The sequence below is a fragment of the Kibdelosporangium phytohabitans genome (genome assembly GCF_001302585.1).
Taxonomy (GTDB): Bacteria; Actinomycetota; Actinomycetes; order Mycobacteriales; family Pseudonocardiaceae; genus Kibdelosporangium; species Kibdelosporangium phytohabitans.
In genome coordinates this window covers 926,586-940,833 of record NZ_CP012752.1, presented here as the reverse complement: position 1 = coordinate 940,833, position 14,248 = coordinate 926,586, and the positions used below count along the sequence as shown (strand labels likewise).

Annotated in this window: 6 protein-coding genes and 2 pseudogenes; all 8 read left to right on the top strand. The window is 65.1% G+C overall.

Annotated features, from left to right (window positions below):
• The first annotated feature begins 64 nt into the window (after window positions 1–64).
• The 8 genes and pseudogenes from AOZ06_RS04380 to AOZ06_RS04350 all read left to right on the top strand — a co-directional run bounded on the left by AOZ06_RS04380 (window position 65) and on the right by AOZ06_RS04350 (window position 13,803).
• The gene (locus AOZ06_RS04380; protein ID WP_054288243.1) at window positions 65–1,018 is read left to right on the top strand and encodes an alpha/beta hydrolase family protein; all 954 of its coding nucleotides are present in this window, start codon (window positions 65–67) and stop codon (window positions 1,016–1,018) included.
• Window positions 1,015–3,000: a vWA-MoxR associated conflict system protein gene (locus AOZ06_RS04375; protein WP_054288242.1), complete on the top strand. Its 1,986-nt coding sequence runs from the start codon at window positions 1,015–1,017 to the stop codon at window positions 2,998–3,000. Before AOZ06_RS04380 ends, AOZ06_RS04375 begins: the two co-directional genes overlap by 4 nt.
• Before the next feature lie 27 nt (window positions 3,001–3,027).
• The gene (locus AOZ06_RS04370) at window positions 3,028–3,957 is read left to right on the top strand and encodes an AAA family ATPase (RefSeq protein WP_054288241.1); all 930 of its coding nucleotides are present in this window, start codon (window positions 3,028–3,030) and stop codon (window positions 3,955–3,957) included.
• Window positions 3,950–5,302 (top strand): annotated as a pseudogene (locus tag AOZ06_RS61485) (SAV_2336 N-terminal domain-related protein); the annotation flags it as partial. The gene AOZ06_RS04370 and the pseudogene AOZ06_RS61485, both read left to right, overlap by 8 nt.
• 465 nt (window positions 5,303–5,767) lie before the next feature.
• Window positions 5,768–6,604: pseudogene (gene pknB, locus AOZ06_RS04365) on the top strand (Stk1 family PASTA domain-containing Ser/Thr kinase); the annotation flags it as partial.
• A gap of 1,267 nt (window positions 6,605–7,871) precedes the next feature.
• Entirely contained in the window at window positions 7,872–9,752 is a 1,881-nt protein-coding gene (locus tag AOZ06_RS61190) for a tyrosine-type recombinase/integrase (protein ID WP_157232816.1), read from the top strand.
• 900 nt (window positions 9,753–10,652) lie between these two features.
• Window positions 10,653–12,299, top strand: a complete 1,647-nt coding sequence (locus AOZ06_RS04355; RefSeq protein WP_054288239.1) for a tyrosine-type recombinase/integrase — start codon at window positions 10,653–10,655, stop codon at window positions 12,297–12,299.
• 307 nt (window positions 12,300–12,606) lie between these two features.
• On the top strand, window positions 12,607–13,803 hold the full coding sequence (locus AOZ06_RS04350) for a hypothetical protein (protein WP_157232815.1): 1,197 nt from the start codon (window positions 12,607–12,609) through the stop codon (window positions 13,801–13,803).
• The last annotated feature ends 445 nt before the right edge of the window (window positions 13,804–14,248 follow it).

Genomic DNA, 14,248 nt, shown 5'->3' with positions numbered 1-14,248 from the left:
CATTGCCGTCTACCGATTACCGGGCACGTCATATCATCGCGGTCGCGAAGTCAGTGGAGGCTGAATGGTCGGCTCTGGTGCCGCTGGATTATCTCCTGTCCTGGTTCTCGTGCACGGGATCGGCGGCAGGCGGGACGCGGAACGCGAACGCACAGAGTGGCTGATGGCGTTAAGCAACGGCGCCCGTGAGGCCGGGCACAGCGACTTCGCGGGTGTTCTCGCTGCTCAGGACATCAGGTTCGCCGACTACAGCGACCTGATGATCGACAGCGGCGCGCAGGGCGCCACGGATTCCATGGACGGGGACGACGCGCTGTTCCTCGTGGGGTTTCTCGAAACGATCGTGGACGAGCTGCTCGAGGGTACCGACGACCCGCACACCAAAAGTGCGCTGGTCGAGGCGAAAGCGCAGCTTGACGCCACGGGGGCACAGGGTTTCGGGCAGGTTGTGCGGATCCTGGGTTCGGCTGTGACGTCGCTGCTGCGGATCCAGCCGCTGCGCCGGGCCGGTCAGTGGACGTCTGAGCGGCGGCTGCTGTTCGCTCTCGCCCAAGTCGGGCGTTACCTGGGCCGTAAGGAGCTTCGGCACGGACATTCACTCGACGTCGTCGTGCGGGCCAGAGTTTTGTCGAGCTTGCCGAGCAACCGGCCAGTCGTCGTGGTGGCGCATTCGCTCGGATCGGTGGTCGCGTTCGAGGCGCTGCACGAGTACGCGCGACCGGTTCAGCTGTTCGTCACCCTCGGCTCGCCCCTGGCCACCGCGGCCGTGGTGCTGAACCGGCTGCGCCCGGCCCCACCTGCGACGCCGCCCCGCGTCGAACAGTGGCTGAACTTCTGGGACCGCGACGACATCGTCGTGTCCCGCCCGAGGCTGGACAAGCACATCGCCGTCAACGCCGCGGGTGTCGTGCCCACCAGCGAACGGGTGGATTCCGACGGGTTGTGGGTGCACAGCGCTACCAAGTACCTCGCGCAGGCCAAAGTCGCAGGGCGGATCGTGGAGGCACTGCGCGGATGACAGCCCAGCGACCTCGGCACTTCCTGGTCGTCGCCACCCAGTGCGACGGCGAAGACCATCTGCCGGGGCTCGACACCGCAGCCATGCAGCTCAGCGACATGCTCGCCGCGCCCGATCTGGGCGCGGCGACAGGTGAACTGTTGCTTCACGACGCGAACGACACTGAGATCCGTCAAGCCGTCCGTGCAGCGGCGGACCGTGCGGCCGCCGAGGGCGCCGTGTTGATCCTGGCTTTCCTCGGCCACGGTTTCCTGGTCGGCGACTCCACCCTGTACTACATGGCACACAACACCGAGCACGACAAGCCGACGGGTGGGATCGACATCGGCGCCCTGTTGGGCGAAGTCGTTCAGCATCTGGGCATCGAGGGCGTGCTCGCGGTGCTCGACACCTGCCACTCCGGTGCGGGCGTACCGGACGTGTCACGCATCGTCGGCGGTGTGGCCCAAGGGCGGACCGACCTGGCTGTGCTGATGTCGTCAGCGGCGAACCAACGGTCGTACGACATGGCTTTCACCTTCGCTCTCACCAGGCTGGTGCGTACCGGCATCGGCGGTACCGCCGAACTGTTGTTCACCAACGACTTGATTCCCCCGCTGCGTGCCAGTCTCACCCGGCAGAAGCCCGCTCAGTTCGTGTTCGGCGGTGAGAACGCCGGACTCCTCTGGCTGGCACGCAATCGAACGCATGCCTCGTCAGCGATCCTGGGCAGCATCGGGCGGCTGGGCCGCACCGAGCTCGAGTCGGCCCTCGACGCGTGGGACCCCGGTTACCCGCGTCCCGCGGGATGGTCGACCGCCTCCCTTGGTGAACTACGTGCCGTAGCAGCCTTGTCGACCGACTTCCCGGCCAAACACGTTGTCCGGGTGGTCGACGCGATCACCCTCGCGCTGAGTGCCGCGGACCTGATCCGGACCGGCTTCGGCGAGGTCTCGACCCGCACACTGCGCTGTGCCGCACAGCGGGCCCGGGTCTTCACCCAGCGGCTGTCGGGATCCGCGCTCGTCGTCGAACTGCTCGAGCAAGCCGCGCTCCGAGTGGCCACGGTGGGCGGAAACCCGTGGCAGCCGCTGGTCGAGCTGGTCACCGCACTGGCGATCGAAACCGGGACACCGGCCTGCGAGACCCGGTTGCGGGAGTGGGCGCAGTCACGAGGGCTGGTCGCTGAGCTCAACGACGCGTACACAGCCCTCGCAGCGACGCCGACGCGCAGCGACCCCAAACTTGTCCTGGTCGCGACCGGCAAGCTGGCGGGCTGGCCGAAGAGCGTCCGGGCGTGGCTGCTGCGCCCTGGCACCACTACAGTGCCGCAGAAGACGTTCACGTGCCCACGTCCATCGCCGACCAGTGCCGAACAGTTGGTCGTGCGGGCGCTCGCCTGGGCGCACAGCGAACGCCGCCCCGGCGAGAACCTGCGCAGTGTCGACATCGCGGTGCCCACAAACGTGCTGGCCGACTGGAACCCCCGCGAAGTCGACGACGGCCAGTACCTGCTGGGTGCCCGGCACAGCGTCCTCACCCAGTGGAACGGACGACTCCAGCGGGGGCAACTCCAGCGGAGGATGAACGACTCGGCCCGGGACGCGGTGCACCGCATCGACAACGATCCCGACGTGCCGATCGACTGGGTGACCCAGGCCGACCTGCGCGATGTCCGCGAGCTCGGCCGTCGGCTGAAGCTGGGCGGATTCCCGCGTGCGATCGGAATCGATCACCGCCCGGCCAACCTCACCGAGGTCCTGGACCTGCTTCTGCAGTATTCGCCGGTGCTCCTGTGGCCCTCGGCCGCAGGTGCGACCGACACGACCTGGCAAGACGAGGTGCGCAAACGATGGGACGCCCTGCCGGGCGAGTTCACGGTGGCGTTCCGCGAACAGGCCAACGGGCGCACCACCGGTTTGCTTTCCGTACGCACCGCTTGGCACGACGCTGACTGGCTCGAGTTCTGCCGCTGGTTCGACAACCGGGAAGTCCGGTCCTGACATGATCGACAACGAGAGCAGGTCGCGATGACGTGGGCTCCCTTCTACCGCGGTGACGGCATCGAACGACCGGTCACCCCGCCGCCCGCACCACCGTGGCGCACATTCCCGCGCGCGTCGCAGCACCACCAGTTCCAGCCACCACCAGGGCTGGTGGAGGCGGTGAACGCCGCGGTGCTGCTCCGACGACCCCTGCTGCTGCGCGGACCGGCGGGTTTCGGCAAGTCCACCGTCGTCGAGCAGGTCGCGCACGAACTCGCTCTCGGGCGAGTGCTGCGCTGGCAGGTGACCTCGCGCAGTACATTGAAGGAAGCCCTCTACCGGTACGACGCGCTCGGCCGGATCCACGCCCAGAACCTGCGTCTGGCCCACGCGCCGTCCGAAGCCGATCGAGACGACATCGCGGATTTCCTCCAACTGGGGCCGCTGGGGACCGCACTTCTGCCGACTGAGTCGGGACGGCCTCGCGCGTTGCTCATCGACGAGGTCGACAAGAGCGACATGGACCTGCCCAGCGACCTGCTCGACGTGCTGGAACGCGGCGAGTTCGAGATCCCGGAACTGGCAAGGCACCCGGTCCGCGAGATCGGCGTCCGGCTGTGGGACAGCACCGAGACCACCGCGGTCCACAACGGCCGGATCAGCTGCCGCGAGTTCCCGTTCATCGTGTTGACCAGCAACGACGAACGCGATTTCCCGGAGGCGTTCCTCCGCCGGTGCATCCGGTTCACCATGCCCCGGCCGACCGTGCGGATGCTGGAGCGGATCATCAGCGCGCACCTGGGCGGTACGGACGCGGCCAGCGCACTGGTCGGCGAGTTCGTCGAACGAATCGAGCAGGGCGAACGGCTGGCTATCGACCAGTTGCTCAACGCGGTCTACGTGCTGAGGGAGACGCACGTGCCCGACTCAGCCCAGATCCGGGATCTGCTGCTGCGCGACCTGGCGAATGACTGAGTCGCTCCACCGGGTACTGGCCGCCCTCACGTCCGCGGAACCGGACCTCGACGTGTGGTCGATCGCTGACGCCCTGTGGCTGGGAACCATGGCGGGCAACGAACTCGGGTCGACGGAACCGGACGCGGTCCCGTCACCGGGGCAGCCCGAGCCAGCGAACCCGGTGACGCACACCCCGAAACCGCTCGCCGAAGACCCGCTCGTACCGGGCACCCTGCGCCAACGCCTGCCCGGCGGCCGTGACAGCGTCCCCGGCCACGAGATCGTCGTCCGGCCACCGCAGGCGTTCACGGCATCCCAGCTGTTCGCTCGTGCCCTCCAGCCACTGACACGACCGTGGCTGCACGGGTCGAGACGTATCGTGGACATCGACGCGACGGTCGACGCCTACGCGAGCAGCGGGATCCTCTCCCCAGTCCTGAAGCCCGAACCAGAACGCTGGTTCGACGTGGTCGTGATCGCTGACACAACTTCGTCAATGGCCGTGTGGCGCAGAGAGATCACGGCGTTCATCGCGCTGCTGCGTGGCATCGGCGCGTTCCGCAACACCTACGTCTGGCATCTCGATCCTTCCAGCGCTTGTCTTACCGACAAGCACGGCACTGTCGACAACCCAGCTCGCCGCGCGGCCATACCAGGTGGACGGCGACTGGTGATATTGCTGTCCGACTTCGCTTCCGCGGGCTGGCGAACAGAACCCGCATGGCACCTGGTCCACACACTGGCAACCACAGCGCCGTTGGTACTGATCGACCCGCTGCCACCCCATCTGTGGCCTTACTCCGGTCTGGCATCACCCACCACAGTGGCACGTCCTGCCTTCCCAGGCGCACGAAGCAACTCCCTCAGGTTCCACCTCCCCCTTGCCCTGCAGGCACTCGAACCGGACGGAACCTGGCTGCCGATCCCGTTCTCCAGCTTCACCGCCCCCGGTCTCGCCCAGTGGGCCAAGGCGTTGATGCGCGCGGAACCTGACGGCTGTGAAGCAATCCTGGTGAACCTGGACTGGATCACCGATTCAGCCTCGATGCTTGTCGAGGAGAAACCGGTCGCTGACCGCGTCGACGCCTTCCTGCACACGGCTTCGCCCTGTGCTGCCCGGCTGGCCGTGTTGTGTTCCCCTTTCCCGCGCTTCAGCCTGCCGTTGCTGGACCTCATCCGGCATACGGCGGTACGCGACGCGGACTTGTCCGATGTGGCTGAGTTCCTCGTCAGCGGACTGCTGGAAACGGTGAACCCAGGTGCGGATCAGCCCGTGTTGTCCTTCCATAACGGTGCTGCGGAACAGCTCCGGGCCCACCTCACCTACCACGACGCATGGCACACATACGACGCCATCACACGTCACATTGCTGGTGCTCCCGAGGCAACCGTTCTCGCCTTCGGCCTTCCGGCCGTAGTAGTCGACCCAGACGCCACAACGCTGGTAGCGGGCGACGCGCATCCATTCGCAGAAGCCGCTTCCGGCCTTCAACGCCTGCTCGCCAGCCAAACCCACACCATTACCCAGATGGGGCAGCGCGACCACGAGGAACTGTCACCGGTGCTCAAGCGCGAACCGCCACACCAGCAGCAGGACGTGGACGCCATCAGCATCACCACAGAAATGGAGGCCACCTCTGACGAGATCCAGCAGATCCGCCGGGTGGACGCTACCCTCGCGCGGTTCTCCGCCGTTCACGACGAACTCACCGAAGAAGAACGACTAAAGAGGGAAAATCGCAAACGCCTGATCCCGTGGCGAAAGCGCCGCCAGAAGGACGACACCGAAGAACTCGCAGAGCCGTCCATATCCGATCGAGGCGGACGCATGCTGTCCGACCGCTACGAGTTGGGCGAGACGCTCGGCTACGGCAGCATGTCCGAGGTTCACAAAGGTCGCGACGTTCGGCTCGGTCGTGACGTCGCGGTGAAGGTGCTGCGTGCCGACCTGGCACGGGACCCGCAGTTCCAGGAGCGCTTCCGGCGTGAGGCCCAGAACGTGGCCGCGCTCAACCACAGCGCCATCGTCGCTGTCTACGACACCGGTGAGACGCGCACCGAGTACGGCCCGTTGCCGTACATCGTGATGGAGTACGTCGACGGCCGGACCTTGCGCGACATCGTCAAGACCGAGGGCCCACTGCCGGGCCGGCGCGCCATGGAGATCATGGCCGACCTCTGCGCCGCGCTCGACTTCTCCCACCGGCACGGCATCATCCACCGCAACGTCAAACCGGCCAACGTGATGATCACCAAGACCGGTACGGTCAAAGTGATCGGCTTCGGTATCGCCCGCGCGGTGCGCGACGGCCAGGCGGCCGTCACACAGACCACCACAGTGATCGGCACCGCGATGTATATGCCCCCGGAACAAGCCCGTGGCGAGACCGCCGACGCCCGCAGCGACGTCTACGCGACCGGCTGCGTGCTGTTCGAACTGCTGACCGGCGAACCACCGTTCACGGGTGACTCGCCTGTGGCCGTGGCCTACCAGCACGTGCGGGAGGACCCGCGCAAGCCGTCCCAGGTCAACAGCCGGGTCAGCCCGCAGCTCGACGCGATCGTGCTCAAGGCCATGGCCAAGGGAGCCGCCAACCGCTACCAGTCAGCCGCGGAGATGCGGATGGACATCATCCGCGTCCTGTCCGGACAACGGCCATCCGCACAATGACTGTGGCAGGCGTGTTGTCCAACAAACGCCGAGGGAAAACGCTCTGTGGGCCACGGATCCAAGCGCCATGCGCTGAGGCGAATTCACCCAGCAATCGGAGGTGACGTCATCGTGGCTGTCGATGCCGAGCTCGTCGTCGAGGATTTCGACGAGGCGTGTTCTGGGGCGTGATGAGTAGCTGCGTCCTGTCGTAGCGGCCCGCCAGGCACGCTGCCTCTGCCCGGCCTGTGAAGGGCGTGGCCGGCTGTATGGGCGCACCGATGTCGATTGGCATGCGGCACCTGACGACGAGGGAGCACCCGGCGCTGTCGTCAGCTTCCATCCCTCCGCCTTCGAGTGCGCCTTGTGCGGCCTGCGCCTCGACAGCGACAAGCTCGAACTGACCCGGATTCCCGGAGAGTTCGAACTTTCCGACGAGGATCCGTACGCAGGCTACGAGCCCGAGCAAATCTATGGCGAAATCGCTAGGCCTCTGAGCAGTTCGTGGTGACCATCTGCGGCGCGACAGCTGCGTCGACGTCGCCCGGATCACGCGACCACCACCCCAGGGAAGAGCAGTAACGCCGTCACACACCCGGCGCACGCCACCTCACCAGGCCCGGGCGACGCTGGCGACGACTGGTTGATCGATCACCAGCCGTCACCATAGTTCCGCATATGCGGCGAGACGGCCGACCTCCGAACACCGCTGCTGGCGATCCATTCCCGACTGCTGGTGACCACGCTGGCGCCAGCTGGCCTCCAGGAGCCCTGCACTGGCTGACTGCCCCTCAGCAATCACCCGGCATCACCAGTTCTGGCGCCAGTTGGCGATCGATTCGTCACCGATGGCGCAGGACAGTCTGACACCGTGACGTAACGCTGCGCTGCTAGCCGGGGCAGGAGATAACGGCCCCGCATGTCCACCTCCCCGCAGCACGACCCCGGACACCTGCATTGCCATTGATTCGGACGAGTGAGTCCCTATGCGATAGCAGCACGTTGTACATCATGGCCGAACTGGCCAAACTGGATCAGCGATCTCAGGCCCCGCAGCGTCTGTCCAGCGTGGCCAACGACCTTCCCGTGGCCGCACTGGCCACTCCACTCGCAGCACAAATGTCCAGCAGGTTGAATGTGCAGGTAGACACCATCACGTGTTACGTCGCCCTAGAAGGACCACTGTGTCTACATCGGCTCGGTTCGCGCACGCACCGGTCACAGTTCGGCCACACAAAGACTGACCTGCGCATACACCACTGCTGCGGCGTACATTGTGGACATGCGTGCCAGCACTCGTGGCACGACCTCAGGTGGCCGTGCCCCCACCACCCGCGCTCCTCGCCCCCGCGGCAGCATCGACACGCTCCCCAGCGGATCACTCCGAGTACGCGTCTACGCGGGCACCGACCCACTCACGCACCGTGAGCACTATTTATCCCAGACCGTCCCTGCAGGCCCCACCGCCGCACGGGACGCCGAAGCCGCGCGCCGACGACTGGTCGTCCAAGTCGAAGAACATCGCCACCCACAAACCAACGCCACACTGGCCCTCTTGCTCGAGCGTCACCTCGCGGTCATGCGGGCCGGCACCCACACCCATTCCAACTACAGCGGTTATCTCCGTAACCACATCACGCCGCTGATCGGCCACGTCCGTGTCAACGCTGTCACACCCGAAACCCTCGACGGGTTCTACGCCGAACTCGCCCGCTGCCGCGACCACTGCGGCACCCCCGCCCACCGCCCGATCACCAACAGGCCCACCACCACCAGGGCCGAACCCCAAGACAAGTCACCCCGACACGCATGCCGACCGCTGTCCGACACCACCATCCGCAAAATCCACTTCCTGATCAGCGCCGCCTACACACGAGCCCGACGCTGGGGATGGATCCACACCAGCCCCACACCACTGGCAAGCCCTCCACCCGTCCCGTCACCCAACCCACAACCACCCACACCGGACGAGGTCACCCGCATCCTCACCCACGCGTGGCCGAACCCCGATCTCGGCGTCCTGATCTGGATCGCCATCATCACCGGAGCCCGCCGCGGCGAACTCTGCGCCCTGCGCTGGACCGACTTCCACCCCGACCGACCCGTCCTCTACATCGTCAGAAACATCGCCCAACACAACCGACACACAGTGGAAAAAGACACCAAGAACCATCAACACCGCCACATCGCCCTCGACCCCGACACCACCGCGCTCCTCCTCGCCTACCGCCGATACCGCGAACTACACGCCGACCGCCACGGCGACACACTGCGATCGGACGCGTTCATCTTCTCCCCAGCACCCGACGGAACGCGACGCCTCAAACCGTCCACGTTCAGCCAGCGCTACCGCCGACTCGTCGTCCGCCTCGGCATTCACACCACACTGCACAAACTGCGCCACTTCTCCGCCACAGAACTCATCCTCGCCAGAGTCGACCTCCGCACCGTGGCCAGCCGACTCGGCCACACCAACGCCAGCCTGACCCTCAACACCTACACCGCCTGGATCAGCGAAGCCGACCAACACGCCACCACCACCCTCACCCAACGCATCCCCGTCCGCCTCACCCCACCACCCCGCCACCAACCAATCCCCCAACCCTCCGGCCTCTACCAACAGATCGCCGCCGACCTCCGAAACGCCATCACCAACGGCACCTACCCCACGGGCAGTCCACTGCCCACCAACAACGAACTCGCCACCCACTATCACGTTTCCCGCGGAACTATCCATCGCGCCATAACGCAACTGGCCGAACAGAAACTCATCACCGTCAGCCGAGGCCGCCGCGCAATTGTCCTAGCCGCCGCACCGACCTCGCTCCGCACACCAACACCAACACCGCCACCCAACAAGATCCCATTCCCCGTTCCCACCCCACAACCTCAACCACGACCACGAGCCGCTCACAGACACCGCACTGCGCGACAAATATCGCATCGACACGTCGCAGGCATCCGCAATTCACAAGCTAACCAGCGCAACATATCAACTTCACCCAAGCACGACACACTCCCCAACAATCAACACATCAAGCTTGTCGACAACCAGGCTCTCCGCACCACCAATGACGCGACGCCCTCCGGGGCAAACTCAGTACAAATAGCGATTACCTCAGCCCAACCGTTCACGATCGTACTGACAAACACCCCACAATGAGCACCAGCCACCTCTGTGTTTTCATTCACAGATGGATATGTCGACACAAGATCAACAATCGCGGGCCAGCCTCATGACATCAACCAGGCCGAACAAGGCCGTCCTTCACGGCGAAGGTCCTCTACGCTGTCCACATGTTCCAACCGATGGCGGCCACAAGCCACGCGGCCAATGCGCACCTCGTTGGAGGTGACACTGCGACTCACACGGACAGATCCCGTGCCACCTCCGCACCCATCGCGCCCCTCCCGTGTGACAGGGACCGTGACGGGAAACCGTGGCTAACAGGGTGGCCATTGGGTACTATTGGGACTGAAGACGAGACCATTGATGCTGGTAGAGGCTTCCTAAACCGTGTGTCGCAGGTTCGATTCCTGCCGGGGGCACCCAGTCTGAGCAGTGAAAACGGCTTCTGTCAGCGATCTTGAAAGGGATCGCGTGACATGAAATGTGGTATGAGAGCGGTCTGGAGCGATTCCGCCAGCCGCTGGCAGACAAGGGACATACTGACCGACCGATCGTGTGCGGCCCGTCGAAGGATGGCACGTACGCCGGTCTCTCGCAGGCAAAACAGAGCCGCCAGGCCACGCCCAGGAGCCGGCCCAGTCACCGCGCACCGTGGCGAAAGCCTGCGCGCAGTCGAATGTCCTGCCACGCTCCTTGAGCAAGCCGTCTACCTGCACGGATCCTCGCCGCGTCTGGCCGTAAGTAGCGGTGAAGGACTGTGTCACGCGACGTCCATGAGATGGCGTCGCTCCTCGAACGCCAGTCGCTACGACTGCCATTAGCAGCAGCGTCAACAGCCCCAGTAGACGCCGCGCGGGCAGTCATGCCATGAGCGGTCGATGTCCGCGTCCGCCCATCGCTTGGTGATCCGCGCACATTCGACAGGACTCCGCCATGCAACCAGCCACCCGACCCCGCAGGACCCGTCCCCGTGGCCACATCGACACCCTGCCCAGTGGATCGCTACGGATACGCATCTACTCCGGAACCGACCCGATCACCCGTAGACCCCACTATCTATCGGCGACGATCCCCGCAGGCCCGACCGCCGAACACCAGGCGCAACGAGTTCTCCAGCGATTCATCGACCAAATCGACCAACACCACCAGCGCCGCGCCAGCGCGACCCTCACCGACCTGATCAACGAACACATCGACAAACTGCACGCGGCGGTCACCACCAAGACCGGCTACCACGGATCGCACCGCAACCACATCAAGCCACTGATCGGCGACCGCGCCATCGACGCGATCACGCCAGAAACACTCGACGCGCTCTACGCCACCCTCGCCCGCTGCCGCCAGCACTGCACCACACAACCACCCCAAGCCCCACGGCAGCCTCGCGATCCAGACCACCACTGCCGGCCCCTGTCCGCCGCGAGCATCCGCAAAGTCCACTACCTCATCAGCGGCGCCTACCGAACCGCCCGACGCTGGCAGTGGACCACCACCAACCCGACAGCGCTGGCCAAACCACCAACCAAACCACGCCCCCACCCACAACCACCCCACCCCGCCGAGGTCACCCGCATCCTCACCCACCTCTGGACCGAACCCGACCCACTCCTCGGCGTCCTCACCTGGACCGCCATCACCACCGGCACCCGCCGCGGCGAACTCTCCGCCCTACGCGAGAACGACTTCGACGCCCACCGCCACGTCCTACACATCCACGCCAGCATCGCCCACGACGGCCCCAACCTCATCGAGAAAGACACCAAACTCCACCAACACCGCCGCATCGGCCTCGACCCCGACACCACCAACCTCATCGCGGCCTACCTCAACCACCGCCGCCACCACGCCGCCACCCACGGCATCACCCTCGTCCCCAACGCTTTTCTGTTCTCCACCGCACCTGACGGATCAACCTGCATCGCACCCAACACCCTCAGCCAACGCTTCCGCCGACTCACCACCCGCCTGAGAATCCGCACCACACTGCACAAACTCCGCCACTACAACGCCACCGAACTCATCCTCGCCGGCGTCAACCTCCGCACCGTCGCCAGCCGACTCGGCCACGCCGACGCCGCCATGACCCTCAACACCTACACCGCCTGGATCAACGAAGCCGACCAACGCGCCACCACACTCCTCGTCAACCGCCTACCACTACGCCTCACCATCGCACCGCAACCACCCCCACCACCCACCAGCCCATACCGGGCAATCGCCCACGACCTGCGCACCGCCATTACCAACGGCACCTACCCACCCGGGACCCACCTACCCAACCTCCACACCCTCGCCACCCAATACCACTGCGCCCCCAGCACCGCCCACCGCGCCATCACCCAACTCACCCACGACAACCTCGTCCACACCACACCCGGACACCCCACCACCATCACCAACAACCCACCCACCACCACACCACCACCAACACCCATCCCCCAACTCGTACCAACCCACATATCCACTCAAACACCTGCCCGCCAACCACTCCCTCGCCATACACCACTCCGACGCCGACCGCCTCGCCACGTCGCCGGCCACACCCACAAAGGACACAGCGAAAAACAGAACCGGCACTAATTGTCCATTATGGACTAAACTCGCTACCTGTTCGCGGAACTCTCAGCGAGATCCCTCATCGACGACGACACGCAGTCGCACACAACGACTCTGGGTACGGTCGCCCAGTCACCCAGGGCCTCGACCACACCTCGGGCACGTCGCCCGCGAGACTACGCCCGCGCTTGTTGATCGCGGACGATGTCGCCATGCGCAAGCCGATCAAGCCGCGTGACTAACTGCGTCGACCCTGGCACCCGATGACGAGAACTGGCGGGCCGGTACGGTTGACGCTCAGGTGACTGACGCGTCAGGGAAGAGAATCGCTGTGACCGAACCGGATGATGAGCGGCAGTTCAGACAAGGACTGATCAACGATTCCTGTCGTGTGCGAATTCCCAGCCTGCCACTCCGGGTGTTCACCCTCTATGCCGGTGACGATGATGACGAGAACGTTACCGATGACGAATACCACGATTACCTACCCGCCGATATTCCCGCTGATGAGCGGGATGCCGCGCATGCTCGGCGCGGAGCGATGATGGCGGCGGCGAACCAGGTGGTCGAGCGATGTATCACCGATCTGCAGGACGTTGAGTTCGACGATGACGGCCTCCCGGATTCTGACCTCGCCGACGGGTCCTTTGTCTATGAGGAGTTCCCACCCCGGCATCGATACGCCTATAACCTGGCCTTCTTCCGTAACGCCACGGTCACCGCGGTCAAGGTGGCCTACGACCTGGCCAACCCCGGGGGTGAACCCGCGGCGTGCACCGCGGAGGAAATCATCCGCCAGGCGATCGGTGAGCTCGCCCTGCAATTGTGTGAGCTGGCCGGGCTGGAACAGCCGTGGCTGCACCCCGAGGAATATTTTCTCGAAGACCTCGATTTCGAGGCTCTGTACGAACAGGATATGGACGGGATCGAGGAGGATCCCGGCCTGCAGGCGCGCCTCGGAATCGACGTCTCGCCGGTCGAGCACTGGTTCAGCCCGTTCAATGACACCAGCATCGTGCACCCCTATACCGAAACCACCCCGGAAGAGCACGTGCTGCATGACCTGCTCGCCCGGTTCAGCAAGGCCAGCGACATGAGAGCCCTCGACACTGCCGACGTCGTGGATTCGCCCGCGCCGCTGACCACCATGGCGCCCGGCAGTGACGTGGTCGCGCTGGCCCGACAAGCCGCCACCGGCACAGCCCCTGATCTCTGGGTGCCGAACTCCTCCGACCCTGAATCCTCCTACACCGCACTGCTCACCGCGTGCGACCGCAGCGACGGCGGCAGCGGGTGGATGACCTGGGAACCATTCGCGGACGCGGACACCGTCCGCACCGAAGCAGTGGTTTCCCTCACGCCACACCGCCACTTCCCTGTCGGCGAGGACGAACCCTGGATCTGGGCCGCCATCGGCCGCGGACGCCTGCTCGCCATTCCCCTTCGAGTCGTCGTGTCCTACCGACCGGACTCTGCAGTAGGGCGCCGTTGGAACACCGGCGCTGACCTCTTCGGACCTGAGGAGTAAGCCCCAGCCGTGTCATGACGGAGGTAGATGCCGGGGCAGCACGCCGCACGTACACCAGGTAGCGGGTTCCCCAGACTGTTCGGCTCACAGGAGTCCGACCGCCGGAGTGGGGATACCAGATTCCTGTCGTCCGGAATTCTGGCGTCCAGGATCCGCGACCGCATCTGGACATCCCACCCTTTGGGGTCCTTTCATCTGGTTGACGCGGCTTTTCACGGATCATCCGAGTGACCCGGTGTGGTCGAACTTGGATCAGAATGAGTCGGACAAAGCCCGGCGGGATGGCTGGTCAGAACCGGTTTTGCAGGCGACTCATGTCGCTAAGCCTGGCGGCCGCCAGCTGTTGGCCAACAGCTAGCAACGGTGTTGGTGCAAGAAATTTGGGGCTGAGTGAAACCTGAGGGGGCCTTCGATGTCATACATATATGACAGCCTCTTTCGAGTC